Source organism: Mycobacterium sp. ST-F2 (genome assembly GCF_001905655.1).
In the GTDB taxonomy this organism is placed as follows: domain Bacteria; phylum Actinomycetota; class Actinomycetes; order Mycobacteriales; family Mycobacteriaceae; genus Mycobacterium.
This window is the reverse complement of sequence record NZ_JMHT01000072.1, coordinates 56,241-73,988: the sequence shown is the minus strand read 5'-3', so window position 1 is coordinate 73,988 and position 17,748 is coordinate 56,241. Positions and strand designations below refer to the sequence as shown.

At 67.5% G+C, this 17,748-nt stretch carries 15 protein-coding genes and 1 tRNA gene; 11 read left to right on the top strand and 5 right to left on the bottom strand.

The features are described from left to right. Nucleotides 1-278 precede the first annotated feature (278 nt). Together EB75_RS24065 and EB75_RS24060 are read left to right on the top strand one after the other, a co-directional pair. Nucleotides 279-881, top strand: a complete 603-nt coding sequence (locus tag EB75_RS24065; protein WP_073697776.1) for a TetR/AcrR family transcriptional regulator — start codon at nucleotides 279-281, stop codon at nucleotides 879-881. Between the two features lie 44 nt (nucleotides 882-925). Beyond that, on the top strand, nucleotides 926-2,080 hold the full coding sequence (locus tag EB75_RS24060) for an acetyl-CoA C-acetyltransferase (protein WP_073697775.1): 1,155 nt from the start codon (nucleotides 926-928) through the stop codon (nucleotides 2,078-2,080). A gap of 72 nt (nucleotides 2,081-2,152) precedes the next feature. Here the strand turns inward: EB75_RS24060 and EB75_RS24055 are convergent, their stop codons facing one another. Together EB75_RS24055 and EB75_RS24050 are read right to left on the bottom strand one after the other, a co-directional pair. Beyond that, nucleotides 2,153-2,440: a hypothetical protein gene (locus EB75_RS24055; protein ID WP_073697774.1), complete on the bottom strand. Its 288-nt coding sequence runs from the start codon at nucleotides 2,438-2,440 to the stop codon at nucleotides 2,153-2,155. Nucleotides 2,441-2,468: 28 nt separating this feature from the next. Then, complete coding sequence (locus EB75_RS24050; RefSeq protein WP_073697773.1) at nucleotides 2,469-3,044, bottom strand: QsdR family transcriptional regulator; 576 nt, start codon at nucleotides 3,042-3,044, stop codon at nucleotides 2,469-2,471. A 224-nt stretch (nucleotides 3,045-3,268) separates the two neighbouring features. Here EB75_RS24050 and EB75_RS24045 point away from each other — a divergent pair, with 224 nt between their 5' ends. Then, nucleotides 3,269-4,804, top strand: coding sequence for a WS/DGAT/MGAT family O-acyltransferase (locus tag EB75_RS24045; protein WP_073697772.1), 1,536 nt, complete (start codon nucleotides 3,269-3,271; stop codon nucleotides 4,802-4,804). A 20-nt stretch (nucleotides 4,805-4,824) separates the two neighbouring features. Continuing rightward, the gene (locus EB75_RS24040) at nucleotides 4,825-5,793 is read left to right on the top strand and encodes a cation diffusion facilitator family transporter (protein WP_073697771.1); all 969 of its coding nucleotides are present in this window, start codon (nucleotides 4,825-4,827) and stop codon (nucleotides 5,791-5,793) included. On the opposite strand, the gene EB75_RS24035 is transcribed toward EB75_RS24040, so the two are convergent. Together EB75_RS24035 and EB75_RS24030 are read right to left on the bottom strand one after the other, a co-directional pair. After that, nucleotides 5,790-6,686: a LysR family transcriptional regulator gene (locus EB75_RS24035; protein ID WP_073697780.1), complete on the bottom strand. Its 897-nt coding sequence runs from the start codon at nucleotides 6,684-6,686 to the stop codon at nucleotides 5,790-5,792. The genes EB75_RS24040 and EB75_RS24035 overlap by 4 nt on opposite strands. Before the next feature lie 55 nt (nucleotides 6,687-6,741). Further along, nucleotides 6,742-7,734: an FUSC family protein gene (locus EB75_RS24030; RefSeq protein WP_073697770.1), complete on the bottom strand. Its 993-nt coding sequence runs from the start codon at nucleotides 7,732-7,734 to the stop codon at nucleotides 6,742-6,744. A gap of 221 nt (nucleotides 7,735-7,955) precedes the next feature. Here EB75_RS24030 and fdh point away from each other — a divergent pair, with 221 nt between their 5' ends. The 6 genes from fdh to EB75_RS23995 are packed head-to-tail and all read left to right on the top strand — an operon-like array spanning nucleotide 7,956 to nucleotide 16,595. Then, the gene (gene fdh / locus EB75_RS24020) at nucleotides 7,956-11,297 is read left to right on the top strand and encodes a formate dehydrogenase (RefSeq protein ID WP_174557715.1); all 3,342 of its coding nucleotides are present in this window, start codon (nucleotides 7,956-7,958) and stop codon (nucleotides 11,295-11,297) included. Nucleotides 11,298-11,325: 28 nt separating this feature from the next. Next, complete coding sequence (locus EB75_RS24015) at nucleotides 11,326-12,303, top strand: 4Fe-4S dicluster domain-containing protein (RefSeq protein WP_073697767.1); 978 nt, start codon at nucleotides 11,326-11,328, stop codon at nucleotides 12,301-12,303. Continuing rightward, the gene (nrfD, locus tag EB75_RS24010) at nucleotides 12,300-13,385 is read left to right on the top strand and encodes an NrfD/PsrC family molybdoenzyme membrane anchor subunit (protein ID WP_073697766.1); all 1,086 of its coding nucleotides are present in this window, start codon (nucleotides 12,300-12,302) and stop codon (nucleotides 13,383-13,385) included. The genes EB75_RS24015 and nrfD overlap by 4 nt, the downstream gene beginning before the upstream one ends. Before the next feature lie 54 nt (nucleotides 13,386-13,439). Continuing rightward, the gene (locus EB75_RS24005) at nucleotides 13,440-14,555 is read left to right on the top strand and encodes an acyl-CoA dehydrogenase family protein (protein WP_083612539.1); all 1,116 of its coding nucleotides are present in this window, start codon (nucleotides 13,440-13,442) and stop codon (nucleotides 14,553-14,555) included. 7 nt (nucleotides 14,556-14,562) lie between these two features. Further along, nucleotides 14,563-15,414, top strand: a complete 852-nt coding sequence (locus EB75_RS24000) for a phosphate/phosphite/phosphonate ABC transporter substrate-binding protein (RefSeq protein WP_083612543.1) — start codon at nucleotides 14,563-14,565, stop codon at nucleotides 15,412-15,414. Then, nucleotides 15,411-16,595 carry a ferritin-like domain-containing protein gene (locus EB75_RS23995; RefSeq protein ID WP_073697763.1) on the top strand — a complete coding sequence of 395 codons (1,185 nt, stop codon included), beginning with the start codon at nucleotides 15,411-15,413 and terminating at the stop codon, nucleotides 16,593-16,595. Before EB75_RS24000 ends, EB75_RS23995 begins: the two co-directional genes overlap by 4 nt. Before the next feature lie 4 nt (nucleotides 16,596-16,599). On the opposite strand, the gene selD is transcribed toward EB75_RS23995, so the two are convergent. Beyond that, complete coding sequence (gene selD / locus EB75_RS23990; protein WP_073697762.1) at nucleotides 16,600-17,589, bottom strand: selenide, water dikinase SelD; 990 nt, start codon at nucleotides 17,587-17,589, stop codon at nucleotides 16,600-16,602. Nucleotides 17,590-17,626: 37 nt separating this feature from the next. Between selD and EB75_RS23985 the strand changes: the two genes are divergently transcribed. Further along, nucleotides 17,627-17,721, top strand: a tRNA-Sec gene (locus tag EB75_RS23985). Nucleotides 17,722-17,748: the final 27 nt, after the last annotated feature.

Below are 17,748 nucleotides of genomic sequence, written 5' to 3'. Positions count from 1 at the left end.
CACCCGCCAATTCTACAATTAATCAACTAATTTACGGCGCAGGACACTAGCGGATCGCCGACCGTGAGCCTATGGCGACATTAGCCGCTGGGTGGGTTACGCCGCGGATTGCGGTCACTATCGAGCAGCAATCCTCAGCCTAGTGGCGGGGCAACGCGAATCATCGACAGATGCCGTGAGTGGGGCGGTGGGGTAGGACAGAATCTGTCCCACACAGTGGTGACAGTCACTAGCCTCCGCAATCGACCTAACAAGCGCTTGGTTGCTATGCTGTCCGGATGGCGTCTCCATCGCCCAGTCAACCCGCGACCAGGCGCGACGAGCTTCTTCAGCTCGCCGCGGCGATGTTCGCCGAGCGTGGGCTGAAGGCAACCACTGTCCGGGACATCGCGGACTCAGCCGGCATCCTGTCAGGCAGTCTTTACCATCACTTCAAATCGAAGGAACAGATGGTCGAAGAGGTCATGCGGGACTTCCTTGATTGGTTGTTCGCCCGGTACGAAGAAATCATCGCCACGGAACCCGATCCGCTCGCGCGGTTCAAGGGTTTGTTCATGGCGTCCTTCGATGCGATCGAGCACCGGCACGCGCAGGTCGTCATCTACCAGGACGAGGCCAAGCGGCTGGGCGTCCTGCCGCAGTTCGGCTTCGTCGACGAGCGCAACCGGCAGCAGCGCAAGATGTGGGTCGATGTCCTGAAGCAGGGCATGGCGGAAGGTGTTTTCCGGTCCGACCTGAATGTCGACCTGGTGTACCGCTTCATCCGTGACACCACGTGGGTCTCGGTGCGCTGGTACCAGCCCGGCGGCAAGTTGACCGCAGAGGACGTCGGTCAGCACTACCTGAACATCGTGCTCGGCGGTGTTGCGGTAACCCCGTAACACCTTGCCGTCAAATGAGTTTCACCCAAAGAAGGAGATGAGAAATGGCCGCATCTGAGGCGTACGTCATCGATGCCGTGCGCACCGCCACGGGCAAGAAGGGTGGTGCCCTCTCCGGTTACCACCCGATCGACCTCGGTGTGGAGGCGTACCGCGGCATCTTCGCCCGCAATGACGTCGACCCCGCGGCGTTCGACGACGTCATCGTCGGTTGCGTCGATGCCATCGGTGGTCAGGCCGGAAACATCGGCCGGCTGACCTGGCTGGCCGCCGGCTACGACGAGGGCGTCCCCGGTACCACCGTCGACCGGCAGTGCGGTTCCTCGCAGCAGGCCATTTCCTTTGGCGCGCAAGCCATCATGTCGGGTACCGCCGACCTGATCCTGGCCGCCGGCATCCAGAACATGAGCCAGATTCCGATCAGCTCCGCCATGATCGTCGGCGAGCAGTTCGGCTTCACCTCGCCGACCAACGAGTCGAAGCGGTGGGTGGAACGCTATGGCAGCCAGGAGATTTCGCAGTTCCGCGGCGCCGAGATGATCGCCGAGCAGTGGGACATCTCCCGTGAGGACATGGAAGAGTTCGCCTTCAACAGCCACCAGCGGGCGTTCACCGCGATCCGTGAGGGCCGCTTCGACAACGAGATCATCCCGGTCGGTGACTTCAAGGTCGACGAGGGTCCGCGCGAAAGCACCATGGAAAAGCTGGCCTCGCTGAAGGTCCTCGTCGAGGGTGGCCGCCTGACCGCCGCGCTGGCCAGCCAGATTTCGGACGCCGCGTCGGCGACCCTGCTGGCCTCCGAAGCTGCCGTCAAGGCCCACGGCCTCAAGCCGCGCGCCCGCATCCATCACATCAGCTGCCGCGGTGACGACCCGGTGAAGATGCTGACCGGCCCGATCCCCGCGACCAAGTACGCGCTGGAGAAGACCGGCCTGAGCATCGACGACATCGATGTCATCGAGATCAACGAGGCGTTCGCGTCCGTCGTCCTGGCCTGGGCCAAGGATCTGAAGGCCGATCTGTCGAAGGTCAACCCCAACGGCGGCGGCATCGCGCTGGGACACCCGCTCGGCGCCACCGGTGCCAAGTTGTTCGCCACCATGCTCAACGAGTTGGAGCGCACGGGCGGCCGCTACGGCCTGCAGACCATGTGCGAGGGCGGCGGCACCGCCAACGTCACCATCATCGAGCGCCTCTGATATTCGCCGACGAACTGCCCCTTTCCTTTCGGAGAGGGGCAGTTTGCGTTGGTCGACCGGGTGTTTACGCGTTCAGATAACCGGGCATTCGGGAAGGATGTTCAAGTCTGTCGTCGTCATGGCCGTGGCAGCAGCTGCTCTCGGCGCCAGTGCCTGTTCGGGTGAGTCGCCGCCGCCGTCGAAGCCCACATCGAGCACGAGCACGACGGTGACCTCGACGGAGATCATCCCGGGAGTGCCGGTGGGTCCGTCCACGCCGCCGACGACGCCGTCGACGCGGGCCAGCACGAGCACCAGCACCGTGACGGTCACGGAGCCGCCCGGCGTGACGATTCCCAATCCGCCGCCGGTGCCGGTCATGCCGGCACCGCCCGGCGTGGGGCGCTGATTATCCGGGCCGGTGACCCAGCAGTGCGGCAATGGCCTGCTCGCACTTGCCGACTTCCAGCGGTTCGCCGGTGATGATGTCGGCGTAGAGGAACGACTCGACGATGCGCACGATGAGGAATGCCAGGTCGCGCGCAGGCAGCGGCGCATCCAGTTGACCTGCGGCGATTTCCTCGTTGAGGAGTTCTTCGATCGCGGTGACGAGGCGGCCCTGCAGGGTCCCCGCGCGGGTGGCCAGGATCCGCAGGGCGCGTTCGGGTTCGCGGCGCAGGAACGCCTGGAAGAACCCGGATTCGTCGATCACCATGGCGTAGTGGCCGACGGCCCGCGCGATGTGTTCGGCGCCGTGCCCGGGTGAAGATTCGATCGACGCCTTGAGAGTCGGCTCGGCCAGCGACCACAGGATTTCGGCGAGCAGCTCGTCACGGCCGCCGACCCAGCGGAACAGCGTGGCCCGGTTGACGCCGAGCTCGGTTGCCAGTTCCTGCATTTCGATGCGACGGCCTTCGAGGAACCAGCGGCGCGCGATGCGGAACGCCTCGAGCGGGTCGGGGCGCCGGTCGGTTGACGCCAGCATGCGTCCCAGCGGTGTCTCGCTGATGGCGCACCTCCTGTTTCATCTCGGTACCCTCGCATCATCGTAGCGGCTGATGTCCAAGTGAGATATATCTCCATGAGTCTCGCATGTGCAACATATCTGGATATGATGCATGAGTGACGCAGAGCGACGCGTCATCCTGCCCGTCGAGGGCGGCCTGCTCACCAGCTGAGCCCGAAGACCCAACAAGGAGAACAAGACCCGTGAAGCAGCTCAGCGGCCTCGACGCCACTTTTCTGTACCTGGAGACGCCGACGACGTTCGGCCACGTCAACGGGTTGATGATCTTCGAGCGCCCCAACGAGGAGTTCGACCCGTACGCCGCGGTCTATGCCAAGTTCGGGTCCCTCGTCGGAGAGCTCGCGCCGCTGCGCCGCCGGCTCGTGGAGGTGCCGCTCGGGCTGGACCACCCCTACTGGGTCGATGACCCCAACTTCGATCTGGATTTCCACATCCGCGAAATCCATTTGGCGCGACCGGGAATGGTCGACCAGCTGGCCGACCAGGTGTCCCGCATCGTCGGGCGCCCGATGGACCGCAGCCGTCCGTTGTGGGAGGTGTACGTCATCGACGGCCTCGACACCGGCCACTGGGCGATGCTGACCAAGTACCACCACGCCACCATCGACGGCGCCGCCGGACAGATCATGCTCAACGCCCTCACCGACACTGCGCCGGATGCCGCGCCGCCCGCACCCAGTGCCACCTGGGAGGCCGAATCCCTGCCCAGCTCAACAGAATTGCTGCGGAAGACGGCCATCAATTTGGCCGGGCACCCGGTGAAAGCGTTGCGCGTCACGACGCGACTGGTGGGCCAGCTCGCAGACAACGCCGGGATCGACAGCGTCAGCAGCGCGGCCAGCAAGGCCGGCTCAGCGATCAAAGCCCTTGCGCGCCTTGGTAAGGACGACGGTCCCAAGCTCTCCTTGCCGAGGGTGTCGTCGGCCCCGCCGACGCCGTGGAACAACCCGATCACCGGGCACCGGCGCTTCGCGATGCGCACCGCCTCGCTGGAGCACGTCAAGCAGCTGAAGGCGGCCACCGGCGGCACGGTCAACGACATCGTGATGGCGATCTGCGCCGGCGGCCTGCGGCAGTACCTGTTGGCTCATGACGCGCTGCCGGACCGGCCCCTGCGCGCCATGGTGCCGGTGTCCATCCGGACGGGTGAAGAAGAGGATCCGTGGACCAACCGGGTGTCGGCCATCTTCGCCGAGCTCCCGACGGATGTCGAGGACCCGCTGGAGCGGGTGGCCCGCTGCCGCGAGGCGATGGCCGATGCCAAGCGCCAGCTGGACCTGGTGCCGGCCGATCAGCTCGGCGATCTGGCCCAGTTCTCGGCGCCGGTGCTGTCGACGTCCGCGATGCGGCTCGCGTCGCGCTTGGGACTCGCGCACCGGATCGGGGGAGCGCCGTTCAACCTGGTGATCTCGAACGTGCCGGGCCCGCGTAAGCCGCTGTATTTCGCGGGGGCGCAGCTGGTCAACCAGTTCCCGGTGTCGATCGTCACCGAAGGCCAGGGGCTCAACATCACCGTGGTCAGCTACATGGACCGCCTGGACTTCGGCTTCATCGTCGACCGCGAGCTGGTGCCCGACGTGTGGGACCTGGCCGACATGCACATCGACGAGATCGGTCGCCTGATGGAGGCTAGCGGCGCCGAGTGGGCGGAAGAACCTCAGCCCGCGCCGCCGCGCCGCAATCGTGTTCGTGCGGTGCAACCCGGCGACGCCTACTGACGGGCCCTAATGTTCAGAGCATGAGTGGTTCGGGCGACGAGAGTCTTCTCACCGTTGTCGTCGCGCTCGGTGCCAATGCTCTGATCGCGGTGTCCAAAACCGCGGCCGCCGTCGTCACCGGCAGCGCCTCGATGCTGGCCGAGTCCGCCCACTCCTGGGCCGACACCGGCAACGAGGTGTTCCTGCTGATCGGCACCCGGCAGTCGGACAAGCCGGCTGATGCCCAGCACCGGCTCGGCTACGGCAGGGCCGGGTACATCTGGTCGATGTTCGCGGCCTTCGGGTTGTTCACCGTCGGCGCGGTGGTGTCGATCTGGCACGGCATCCAGTCGCTGAAAGGCGAGGCCGAGGCGACGTCGTACGGCTGGGCTTATGCGGTGCTGGCGGTTTCGTTCGTCCTGGAGGGGTCGTCGTTCCTGCAGGCGTTGTCGCAGACCAAGTCCGGTGCGCTGGAGCGACGCATCCATCCGCTGCGCTATATCCGCGTGACGTCGAACCCGATGCTGCGCGCGGTGTTCGCCGAGGACCTGTCGGCGCTGATCGGCATCGTCATCGCGACGGGTGGCATCCTGGCGCACCAGCTCACCGGGAATGCGATGTGGGACGCCATAGGCTCGATTCTGGTCGGTCTGTTGCTCGGCGCCGTCGCGTTGTTTCTCATCGGGCGCAACATGGACTTCCTGACGGGGGAGACCGTCACGCCGCTCGCCCGCAACAACGCGCTGCTGGCCCTGCTGGACCATGAGGACATCGAGCGGGTCAGCTACCTGCACATGGAATGGGTTGGCGCCAACCGGATCTACCTCGTCGCGGCCGTCGACCTCGTGGGTGACGCCGCCGAATCGAACGTCGCCGCACGGTTGAACGCCATCGCCGACGCCCTGGCGGCCCGCCCCGAGATCGTGCGCGCGGTGCTGACCCTGACCCGGCCGGGTGACACCACCGATCTGCGGCCAGGCGAGCTGCCGGATTGGTACCGCGAAAGCTAGACGGGGCTGATCGGAACGCGGCCCGCGGTCGTGACCAACGCGCGCGCCAGCACCGACCCGGGTTCGGCGGCACTGGTGACCAGCGCGACCGTCGCCGTCACCTGCGGGTCGTCCAACGGCACCATCCGTACCCCGTCCGGCAGCCGCAACGTGTGCAGCCAGGTCTGCGGCACGATGCTCGCCCACCGGCCACCGCTGACGTGAGCCAGCAGGGACACCACCGAATCGGCCTCGAGCCGTGGCGTCGCGGTCAGGCTGTGGGCGGCCAGCGCGTCGTCGAGCAGTTGCCGGCCCCGCATCCCGGTGTTCAACAGGCACAGCGGCAATTCCAGCGCGTCGGCCCAGCTGAGCGGATTCGTCTGGCTGGCAAGCAGTTCCGCCCCGGCGACGAGGACCTGCCGCTCCTCGTACAGCGGCGTGACCGTCAGCCTCGTGGTATCGACGCCGTCGGGATAGATGATGCCCGCGTCGAGTTCGAAGCGGCGCATGCGTTCGACGATGCCCGCCGAGCGCAGACTGCTCTCCAATTGCACTCGCACCAAAGGATGTTCGAGGCAGAACGGATCGGTCAGCAGCGCCACGGTGCTGGACGCTCCCGGGACGACGCCGAGTCGTAATTCGCCGGTCAGGCCCGTCTGCAGTGCGGCGACCTCGTGGATGAGGGCGTCGTGATCAGCGAGAATCCGGCGTGCCCACAACACGAGTCGCTCGCCTTCGGGCGTCAGGCCTTCGTAGTTCTGACCGCCTCGAACGAGCGGAACCTTGAGCTCGTTCTCGAGCTTGCGGATCGCCTCTGACAGCGCCGGTTGGGAGACATAGCAGGCCGCGGCAGCGCGCGCGAAGTGCTTCTCGCGGGCGAGTGCCACGAAGTACTCGAGCTGGCGAAACAGCATGGACCATTCGACCACATCTGATAGGCGGTGCTTATCAGACTGACCGCCTGCGCAGCTAGTCGCGGGTACCGGGCAGCAGCATCGACACCGCGATCGCGGCGGTGACGCCGATGACGGTGTCGATGCCGCGGTAGGTCAGCAGCATGAGCGGTTCGGTGGGTACGGCGAGGTCGGTCATCAGCATGATCAACGGGGTGAAGAATCCCAGTGCGACCGCGTGGTGGTGCGTCATGAACAATTCGGTGGGGAACAGCAGCACCATCACGCAGATGGCCAGCACATATGCGCTGGGCTGGGGGATCAGCAGCACGGCCGCCACCACGAGACCGACCAACGTGCCGGCGAGGCGGTGGATGCCGCGTTTGATGCGGCCACTGGCGTCGGCGGCCGCCAACGGTCCGGCGGCCGCGGCGATGGCCCAGTTTGCGTGGTCGACGCCGAGCGCCACACCGGCGGCGCCGGCCGCGGCGATGGCGATGGCGTAGCGCCCGGCATGAATCAGCACATCGCGGACATCCGGAACCGGCAGGCGGGCCGCCGGTTCGGCACCCGGTGGCGCGTCGAGGATTCCGAGCAGTACGGACAGCAAAGCTGTTGCGGCACAGATCAAGATCGCGGACGACGGCGTCACCCGACCGGCGGGCACAGTGGCGATGGCCCCGAGTGCGAACACCCCGTAGAACGGCCCTTCCGGTTTGAGCGCGAGGTAGTCGGTCACCACCGATCCCACCGTCGCGAACACCACCGCGGCAATGACCAACACTGCCGGCGTGATGTGGTTATCGGCCAGGGCCACGCCGATGGCGACACCGAGCACGAGGATGACGCCACCCTGCGTCTGGTGCGCGAGTCGACGGCGCCGGGTCTCGGTACGGCCGTACATGCCGGTGATCGCGCCGAACACTGCGTAGATGATGAGGTCAGGGCGCCCGGCCGCCAGCAGTGTGATGCCCGGGACGGCCAAACCGAGCGCGACGCGCAGGGCTGGACGGTGGTCCTCCATGGGCGGAGTCATGGCGCTGCGCACGCGCGCGTAGACGGTGCGCATCGGCCCACTCCGATCGATGAAAAGTGCTAGCTGGCAACAGCAAGGGTCCCTTGCCGGGGGTGGGCAGTCAAAGGGGAGTTTCCGAGCGGGCGATCGGTGGTGCCTATCGGCGCAGTTCGCTGCGGCGCGATCGGCGCCGCCTATCGCATGATCGGAAGTACGTCTTGAATTCTGGACAGTTCGTCACGAGCTGACCGCGCTCCGGTACTAGGGTCGAATCCATGGCTGGACTGAGGCTTTTCCTGGAGTGGCCCGTCGTTCGTCAACTGCGTTCCGGGGACGTCCTCGGCCGCGGGCCGGCAGTGGCGTCCAAACAGACGCGCGAGATTCAGCCGCGTACCGCCACCGCCGATCGCGTGGTGCAGAGCGTCTGCCCGTACTGCGCCGTCGGGTGCGGGCAGCGGGTGTACGTCAAGGACGAGAAGGTCGTCCAGATCGAAGGCGATCCAGGTTCGCCGATTTCGCGAGGGCGTTTGTGCCCCAAGGGTTCTGCCAGCGAGCAGTTGGTCAATGCGCCCGGCCGGCAGACCGAGGTGCTCTACCGCGCGCCGCGCGCCAAGGAGTGGCAGCGTCTGGACCGCGAGAAGGCCATCGAGATGATCGCCGACCGGTTCATCGAATCCCGCCGCAACGGCTGGCAGGACTTCAACAAAGACGGCCTGACGCTGAAGCGCACCATGGGGGTGGCGTCGCTCGGTGGCGCCACCCTGGACAACGAAGAGAACTATCTGATCAAGAAACTCTTCACCGCCGCCGGGGCCATACAGATCGAGAACCAAGCGCGTATTTGACACAGCGCAACGGTTCCCGGTCTGGGAGCCTCGTTCGGGCGCGGAGGCGCGTCGCAGCCATTGCAGGACATGGCCAACGCCGATTGCATCGTCATCCAGGGCGGCAACATGGCCGAGGCGCACCCGGTGGGATTTCAGTGGGTGTCTGAGGCCAAAGCCCGTGGGGCGCGGATCATTCACGTCGACCCGCGGTTCACCCGTACGGGTGCGGTCGCGGACCGGCACATCCCGATCCGGGCCGGGTCCGACGTCGTTGTGCTGGGCGGTCTGATCAATTACGTGCTGACCCATGAGAAGTGGTTCCACGAGTATGTCGTCGCGTTCACCAACGCCGCGACACTGGTCAACGAGGACTTCCGCGATACCGAGGACCTGCACGGCCTGTTCTCCGGATTCGACCCGGCGACAGGCAAATACGACTCCACGACGTGGGCGTACGCCAGCGCCGGCGACGGCAAGATCGAGAAGACCGGCGGAGCCGAGCGCGATGCCAGTGCCTCGGACCGGGCGGGCGGCGACGCGTTCGGCGACGGCGGCCCATCGCTGGCGCACGCCGAGGTGCTGCGTGATGAGACGCTGCAGCACCCGCGCACGGTGTTCCAGATTCTCAAGCGCCACTTCTCCCGGTACACCCCGGAGATGGTGCGCGACATGTGCGGCATCAGCCTGGAGGAGTTCGACTATCTGGCGCGTTCGGTGACCGAGAACTCGGGCCGGGACCGCACCACGTGCTTCGCCTACGCCACCGGCTGGACGCAGCACACCCTCGGTGCACAGTTCATCCGGACCGCGGCGATCCTGCAGCTGCTGTTGGGCAACATGGGTCGCCCCGGCGGCGGCATCATGGCGTTGCGTGGGCACGCGAGTATTCAGGGCTCCACCGATATCCCGACGCTGTTCAACCTCCTGCCGGGATATCTACCGATGCCGAATGCGGGTGATCAGGACACCCTTGCCGACTACCTGCGCACGGTGCACTCGAAGTCGGAAAAGGGCTACTGGGCCAATGCCGACACCTATCTGATCAGCCTGCTCAAAGCATGGTGGGGTGACGCGGCGACGGCCGAAAACGATTGGGCCTACGACTATCTGCCGCGGCTGGACGGCCCGGCGGGGACGTACCAGACCGTGATGGGCATGCTCGCCGACGAGGTCGAGGGATACTTCATCCTCGGCCAGAACCCGGCCATCGGGTCGGCCAACGGCCGCATGCAGCGCCTCGGTATGTCGCACCTGAAGTGGCTGGTGGTGCGCGACTTCGCCATGATCGAATCGGCGACGTGGTGGAAGGACAGCCCCGAAATCGAATCCGGTGAGCTGCGCACCGAAGACATCGAGACCGAGGTGTTCTTCATGCCGGCCGCCACGCACGTGGAGAAGGCGGGCTCCTTCACCCAGACCCAGCGCCTGGTGCAGTGGCGACACCAGGCGCTGCACCCGCCGGGGGAGTGCCAGAGCGAGCTCGACTTCTTCTACAAGCTGGGACAACGGATTCGGGCAAAACTCGCCGGGTCCACCGACGAACGTGACCGGCCGCTGCTGGACCTCACCTGGGACTACCCGACCGACGAACACGGGGAGCCGGATCCGGAGTCGGTGCTGGCCGAGATCAACGGTCGATACCTCACCGGGCCCGATGCCGGGAAACCGATCTCGTCGTTCACCGAGTTGAAGGCCGACGGTTCCACCATCTCCGGCTGCTGGATCTACGCCGGTGTGTACGCCGACGGCGTCAACCACGCCGCCGACAAGGTGCCCGGTGGTGGCTCGGGACCTGTTGCAGCCGAATGGGGTTGGGCCTGGCCGGCCAACCGCAGGCTCATCTACAGCCGCGCTTCGGCAGACCGCGACGGCAGGCCGTGGAGCGAGCGCAAGAAGTACATCTGGTGGGACGAGCAGCAGGGCCGCTGGGTTGGGGACGACGTCCCCGACTTCCCGATCGGGCTGGCACCGCATGCCCGGCCGGAGCCGGGAACCGGTGGGCCCGAGGGCCTTTCGGGCGACGACGCGTTCATCATGCAGTCCGACGGCAAGGGCTGGCTGTTCGCGCCGGCCGGTCTGGTCGACGGGCCCATGCCGACGCACTACGAGCCGTTCGAGTCGCCGGTGGCCAATGCGCTGTACCCGCAGCAGCAGAGTCCGACCCGGGTGATCATCGCCCGCGACGACAACCTGGGTGCGCCGAGTGCGGGGGAGCCGGGCGTCGACGTCTACCCGTATGTCTTCACCACCTACCGGTTGACCGAGCATCACACCGCGGGCGGCATGAGCCGCTGGTTGCCGTTCCTGTCCGAACTGCAACCGGAGATGTTCTGCGAGGTGTCCCCGGAGCTGGCGGCTGAGCGTGGCCTGGAACCCAACGGCTGGGCGACGCTGATCTCGCCCCGCGCGGCCATCGAGGCGCGCGTGCTGGTGACCGAGCGGATGAAACCGCTGATCATCGGCGGCCGCACCGTGCACCAGATCGGGTTGCCGTATCACTGGGGTGTGGGCTCGGATGCGGTGGTGAGCGGCGACGCGGCCAACGACCTGATCGGGTTGTCTCTCGATCCGAACACCCAGATCCAGGGATCCAAGGCCGGCAGCTGCGACATCGTCGCGGGGCGCCGCCCGACCGGTCCGGCGTTGATGGAACTGGTACGTGAGTACCAGCGCCGGGCGGGTACCACCATCGAGACCGACAGCGCCCGGATCACCGATCCGGCCGCAGAGATCGTCTACCCCGACCCGAGTCAGGACGATCCGAACAAGGAAGGCAAGACGACATGGTGAGCCTGGCGCGCAGAAAGGAGACGCACTGATGGGGCAGCTCTCCGGGCCGACGGACCCCGCCGCCGACGCGCACTGGCACGTGCATGAATCCCGCAAGGGGTTCTTCACCGACACCTCGATCTGCATCGGCTGCAAGGCCTGCGAGGTCGCGTGCAAGGAATGGAACCGCAATCCGCGCGACGGCGACCTCGAGCTGCTCGGCTCGTCGTACGACAACACCGGCTCGCTGGGCGCCAGCACCTGGCGGCACGTCGCGTTCGTCGAGCAGGACCACGAGCGCATCGAGGAGGCCCGGGAGACCGGGCGCGCGCTGATCGGGCTGGGCATGCCTGCCGTGGGTGCGCCTGCAGTGGACACCAGCCCGCCCGACACCCCCGAGTTCCGTTGGCTCATGGCCTCGGACGTGTGCAAACACTGCACGCACGCAGGCTGTCTCGACGTCTGCCCGACCGGCGCCATGATGCGCACTGAGTTCGGCACCGTGGTGGTGCAGCACGATGTGTGTAACGGCTGCGGTACGTGCGTGGCCGGTTGCCCGTTCGGGGTGGTGGAGCGGCGCAACGACGGCACGTTCGGCGCGACGACGGGCCGCGGCGAGCGCAAGGGCGAGCAACCCGAGGTGCCGCGTCGCGGTATCGCCCAGAAGTGCACGCTGTGCTACGACCGCCTGCTCGACGACGAAACCCCGGCCTGCGCCAAGACCTGCCCGACGACGTCCATCAAATTCGGCGACCGGGACGACATGGTGGCCGAGGCGCGGGAGCGCGTCGCGCAACTGCATGCGCAGGGCATGACCGAGGCACGGCTGTACGGCGCCAACGACCTCGACGGTGTCGGCGGCACAGGATCGGTATTCCTGCTGCTCGACGAACCCGAGGTCTACGGACTGCCGCCGGACCCGCGGGTGTGCACCGCCGACCTCATGACGATGTACCGGCGCGCCGGCGTTGCCGCGCTGGGAATGGTTGCTGCCGCGGCCTTTTCGTTTGTCCGGGGGAAGCGATGAGCGAGTACGACAACTTCCGCCCCCCGGAGCCGCAGCGCACGCCGGGCGGTAAACGTCGTCGGCGTCGCGCCGGAATCGATACCGGAGGTGACGGCGCCCGCGAGATGACGCTGGTGCCCGAGGCCGAATTCACCTCGTACTACGGGCGTCCCGTCGTCAAGCCACCGCCATGGGGCCACGAGGTCGCGGCGTATCTGTTCCTCGGCGGCGTCGCCGGCGGGTCGGGCCTCCTGGCTGCCGGCGCGCAATTGACGGGGCGAAAAGCGTTGCGGCGCAATGCCCGGCTGGGAGCTCTCGGCGCGGTGGGTCTGGGTGCGGTGGCTCTGGTCGCCGACCTCGGCCGGCCCGACCGCTTCCACAACATGATGCGGACGTTCAAGGTCACGTCGCCGATGAGCGTCGGCTCGTGGATCCTGTCGGCGTACAGCGGCGGCATCGGTGTCGCGGCGGTCGCGGAGATCGACCGGGTGACAGGCGAGCGGCTGCCGCTGGGCCCGCTGCGTCGGGTGCTCCAGATTGCCGAAGCGCCGGCAGGTTTGGCCGGCGCCGTCTTCGCGGCACCACTGGCGGTGTACACGGCGGTGCTGCTCGGCGACACCGCAACCCCGACCTGGAACGCCATGCACCGGGACCTGCCGTTCGTCTTCGTCAGCTCAGCCAGCTTGGCGGCGTCCGGTTTGGCGCTGGTCACCACGCCGGTCGCCGAGACCGGCCCGGCTCGGACACTGGCCGCGCTCGGGGTGGTCGGCGACCTGACGGCCATGAAGCTGATGGAGCGCCGGATGGATCCGGTGGCTGCAGAGCCGTTGCACCACGGCCACCCCGGCGAGATGCTCAAGTGGAGTGAACGGCTCGCCGTCGCAGGCGGTTTGGGCGCGCTGATCGGTGGCCGCAACCGGCTGGTGGCCGCGGTCTCCGGGCTGGCGCTGCTGGCGGCGTCGGCACTGACACGCTTCGGCGTGTTCGAGGCGGGCATCGAATCGGCGAAGGATCCGCGCTACACCATCGAGCCGCAGAAGCGCCGGCTCGCGGCGCGGCGGGCAGCCGGCGAGACGGGAGATTCAATCACCACGGCGGGCTGAACCCCGGTACGGTGGCTAGCGCTCTGCTTGCCCGACTACGTACCGAGGTCGCCCGTGGACTCTGCCCTGCGTTCTGCCCTTGATGACGTGCTCGACAGCGCCATCGCGCCTGCGGCACCGAGCGTCGATGCGGAGGGGCGCTTCCCTAGCGAAGCGGTCGATGCACTCGGCAAGGCAGGCTTCCTCGGACTGTTGAGCGCACCAGATGTCGGCGGTGGCGGCGGCACCCTCGGTGACGCGGCTGAAGCGGTTCGGGCCATCGCAGCCATCTGTGGGTCGACGGCGATGGTGCTCACCATGCACTACGCCGCGGTCAGCGTGCTCGAGCGGTTCGCCGACGCCGACACCCGCAGCGCCATCGCCGCGGGCCGGTACCTGAGCACGCTCGCGTTCTCGGAAGTTGGCTCGCGCAGCCACTTTTGGGCCCCGGTCGGCACGGCGGTGCGTGCTGGAGACCGCGTGCTGGTGAACTCGCGCAAGAGCTGGGTGACCTCGGCCGGCCACGCGGACAGCTACGTGTGGTCGAGCCGGCCGCTCGAGGCCGACGGTCCGATGACACTGTGGCAGGTCCCGGCCGGGGTGGACGGGCTCGAGGTCGTCGGGAGCTTCGACGGGCTGGGGTTGCGGGGCAATTCGTCGGCGCCGATGACCGCGACCGACGTGGTGCCTGCGGCCATGCTCGGCGGCGACGGAGCGGGTCTGGATTTGGCGCTCGAGTCGGCGCTGCCGACGTTCCTGGTGCTCAACGCCGCGTTCTCGGTCGGGCTGATGCGCGCGCTGATCGACGCGGCGGCCACGCACCTGAACACCAGTCGCCTCGAACACCTGGATCAGAGCCTCGCCGAACAACCCGAGCCGCGCCGCGAATACGCGCGGCTGATGACGGTCGTCGACGGGGCCGGCCTGTTCCTGGACGACACCCTGACCGCGTTGGCGACCGGGCGGGCCGACGCGATGCTGCGCGTGCTGCAGGTGAAATCGGTTGCCGCAGAGGCGGCTTCGGAGGTCGGTGACGGCGTCATGCGGTTGTGTGGTGGCTCGGCGTTCCGTAAAGACCTGGGCATCGAACGGCGCTTCCGGGATTGTCTGGCAGCGCGGGTGATGGCCCCCACCACCGAAGCGCTGCGCGACTTCGTCGGCCGCGCCGCGTTTGGCCAGCCGCTACTGTGAGGTGACCATGACTGTCTTGCTGGGCGCTGTCGCCTACGACCCCAAGGTCGTCACCATCTGGTTCGGGTTCCGCGAGTGGCTGCGGAAACACGACCTGGATTTCGACTTCATCCTCTACTCCAACTACGAACGGCAGGCGGAAGACCTCGTCGCCGGGCGCATCGACGTGGCCTGGAACTCGCCGCTGGCGTGGTTGCGCTGTGAGCGACTGGCGGCCGCGCGCGGCCTGACAGTGACGGCGCTGTTGATGCGGGACACCGACCAGGACCTCACGTCGGTCTTCGTGGTGCGAGCGGATTCTCGATACCAGACGCTTGCCGACCTGAAGGGAGCCCGAGTGGCGCTGGGCGCCATCGACTCTCCTCAGGCGACGCTGATTCCGCTGGCCGCACTGGCCGATGCGGGCCTGCTGCCTGGGTGCGGTCTCGGCGTCACGCGCTTCGACGTCGGCGTCGGCCTGCACGGCGACCACATCGGCGGCGAGCGCGACGCGGTGCGCGCGTTGCTCGATGGCCGCGTCGACGCCGCGGCGATCATCGACGCCAACCACCTCGGCTTCGGCCGCGACGGCACCATACCGGCTGGCAGTGTCCGAATCATCGGTCAGACAACACCTTTCGACCACTGCAATCTGACCGTCGTCGACACCGCGCCCGCTGACGAGATCGAGAAGCTGCGCGAACTGCTGGAGTCGATGTCATACGACGACGAGACGGTGCGGCCGCTGCTGGACCTCGAGGGCCTCACCCGCTGGGTGCCCGGCCGCACCAGCGGATACGAGGTGCTCGATACGGCCGTCGACCTCGTCGGCTTCTACGATGCCGCCGGCAACGTCACCGCGACCGACTACCGGCCATGAACCCGCGCGTCGACCTGGGTGAGCTCGGGTTCGACAACGGCGCGCACCTGCTGGTGCAACGCGCGCTCACCGCGTCAGGTGGGCGGCCGGTCGAAATCGTCGGTCGCGCACCGGCTCTCGCGGTTGACCTCCCGGCCTGGTGCCGCACCCTCGGGCATCGGGCGACGCGCGGTGACGGCGTCTGGGTGGTCGAGCCGGGCATCCGCAACCGGTGGGTGGGCGCCGAACGCGCGGGTGCGCCCGGCCCGGACGGGATCGTCGCGTCCGCACCCGCGCACTGGGGCCTGGCCGCGCGAGGTGCATTGGTCGAGCGCGGCAGTGCGCAGGCCGGGATCTCGTCGCCCTTCGACATTCGCGACCGCGACCTGGTGTGGGCCGACATCGCGCCGGCACTGTATGCGAATGCCGCTGCCGAACAATGGGATCCGGCCACGGCGGTGGAATGGAACGCGGAGTTCGAGATCGATCCCGACGTCGACCGGGCCGTCGTCCAGGTGATGACGTATCTGGTCGAGAACGAGCAGGCTGCCTTGGTGGTGCCCGCCAAACTACTGGCCCGCATCCACCCGCATTTCCGGGAGGTGTTGCAGCTGTTGGCGGTTCAGGCCGCCGATGAGGCCCGGCACATGGAGGTCTTCACCCGGCGGGCACTGTTGACCGGACGGCCGATGGGTACCTCGACGGTCGGCGGCAGGCAGTCGCTGGCGACGCTGCTCGACGAAGCCGACTTCTCCATGGCCTCATTCCTGCTGTCCGTGCTCGGCGAGGGCAGCTTCCTGAACCTGCTGGAGTTCCTCGATGTCCATGCGCCGGATCCGGTGACGCGCTCCGTCACGCAATTGGCCCGCCGCGACGAGGCGCGGCATGTGGCCTTCGGGGTGGCGCACCTTCGGTACCAGGCGGACCGCGACAGCGGCGTGCTGCGGCAGTTGCGGGCCGCCGTCGAGCGTCGCTACGCGGCATTGGTCGACACCGCCGGCCTCAACGCCGAGGTCTTCGATTCGCTTGTCCTGCTTGCCGCGGGGAGTTGGGAGCCGTCGGCGATCGCGGCGGGCTACCGGGCCGTGCTTCAGCTACAGGACGAGATGGACCAGGGCCGGCAGCGGCGGCTGATCCACCTCGGTTTCCCGGCCGATGAGGCGGCCGACATCTCGGCGCTGCACACTAGGAATTTCATGTAGACGGTCACCGCACCTCGATGCCGCCGCCCGCCACGGTGTGCCCGATGACCGGATAGCCGGGGACCTCGCCCACGATCAGTAGCCCGCCCGACGTCTGGGCATCGGCCAGCAGCAGCAGGTCGTCCTCGGTGACGTCCGATCCCGGGCGCAGGTGCGGACGCACCCAGTCCAGGTTGCGCCGCGTCCCGCCGGAGACAAACCCGTCACGCAGGGCGTCGAGTGCGCCGTCGACAAGCGGTACGGCGCCGCGGTCGAGCACCGCACCCACGCCGGAGGCCCGGCACATCTTGTACAGGTGGCCCAGCAGCCCGAAGCCGGTCACGTCGGTGGCAGCCCGAGCGCCCGAAGCCAGGGCGGCGTCGCAGGCGTCGCGGTTGAGTGCGGTCATCGAGGCGATGGCCGCGGCGAACACCTCACCGGTCTGTTTGTGCCGGTTGTTCAGCAGGCCCACGCCGATGGGCTTGGTCAGCGTCAACGGCAACCCGGGCGCGGCGGAGTCGTTGCGCAACAAACGCTTCGGATCGGCCACGCCCGTCACCGCCATGCCGTATTTGGGCTCGGGATCGTCGATGGAATGTCCGCCGATCACCGGGCAACCCGCTTCCGATGCCACCGCCAGGCCGCCGCGCAGCACTTCGGTCATCAGTTCCATGGGCAACGTGTCGCGGGGCCAGCCGACCAGGTTGATCGCGACCACCGGCCGTCCGCCCATGGCGTACACATCGGACAGGGCATTGGCCGCGGCGATGCGGCCCCAGTCGTAGGCGTCGTCGACCACGGGGGTGAAGAAATCGGCCGTCGACAGCACGGCAAGGTCGTCGCGCACGAGCACGGCGGCGGCGTCGTCACCGTCATCGAGCCCCACCAGGACGTTGTCCGCGGATTGGCCGACCAGCCCCCTGACCGCCTCTTCCAACTCACCCGGCGGAATCTTGCAGGCACACCCACCGCCGTGGGCGTAGCTGGTCAGGCGCTGCACACCAGTGGAACCCATGGCGCCAATGTAGCCGTCGGACGCTAGGTTTAGGGGCGGAGGTGTCTGGGTCCTGGTGGGCTCCCCGGTCTTCAAAACCGGTGAGGCCGAGTATCTCGGTCTGGCGGGTTCGATTCCCGTCCACCTCCGCCAGATGTCGTGGTGGGCACTTCAGGAGGG

Excerpts from the sequence above, each read along its gene's own strand:
- EB75_RS24065 (WP_073697776.1), top strand. The coding sequence starts at position 279 with ATGGCGTCTCCATCGCCCAGTCAACCCGCGACCAGGCGCGACGAGCTT.
- EB75_RS24060 (WP_073697775.1), top strand. The coding sequence starts at position 926 with ATGGCCGCATCTGAGGCGTACGTCATCGATGCCGTGCGCACCGCCACG.
- EB75_RS24055 (WP_073697774.1), bottom strand. The coding sequence starts at position 2,440 with ATGACCGGCACCGGCGGCGGATTGGGAATCGTCACGCCGGGCGGCTCC.
- EB75_RS24050 (WP_073697773.1), bottom strand. The coding sequence starts at position 3,044 with ATGCTGGCGTCAACCGACCGGCGCCCCGACCCGCTCGAGGCGTTCCGC.
- EB75_RS24040 (WP_073697771.1), top strand. The coding sequence starts at position 4,825 with ATGAGTGGTTCGGGCGACGAGAGTCTTCTCACCGTTGTCGTCGCGCTC.
- EB75_RS24035 (WP_073697780.1), bottom strand. The coding sequence starts at position 6,686 with ATGCTGTTTCGCCAGCTCGAGTACTTCGTGGCACTCGCCCGCGAGAAG.
- EB75_RS24030 (WP_073697770.1), bottom strand. The coding sequence starts at position 7,734 with ATGCGCACCGTCTACGCGCGCGTGCGCAGCGCCATGACTCCGCCCATG.
- EB75_RS24015 (WP_073697767.1), top strand. The coding sequence starts at position 11,326 with ATGGGGCAGCTCTCCGGGCCGACGGACCCCGCCGCCGACGCGCACTGG.
- nrfD (WP_073697766.1), top strand. The coding sequence starts at position 12,300 with ATGAGCGAGTACGACAACTTCCGCCCCCCGGAGCCGCAGCGCACGCCG.
- EB75_RS24000 (WP_083612543.1), top strand. The coding sequence starts at position 14,563 with ATGACTGTCTTGCTGGGCGCTGTCGCCTACGACCCCAAGGTCGTCACC.
- EB75_RS23995 (WP_073697763.1), top strand. The coding sequence starts at position 15,411 with ATGAACCCGCGCGTCGACCTGGGTGAGCTCGGGTTCGACAACGGCGCG.
- selD (WP_073697762.1), bottom strand. The coding sequence starts at position 17,589 with ATGGGTTCCACTGGTGTGCAGCGCCTGACCAGCTACGCCCACGGCGGT.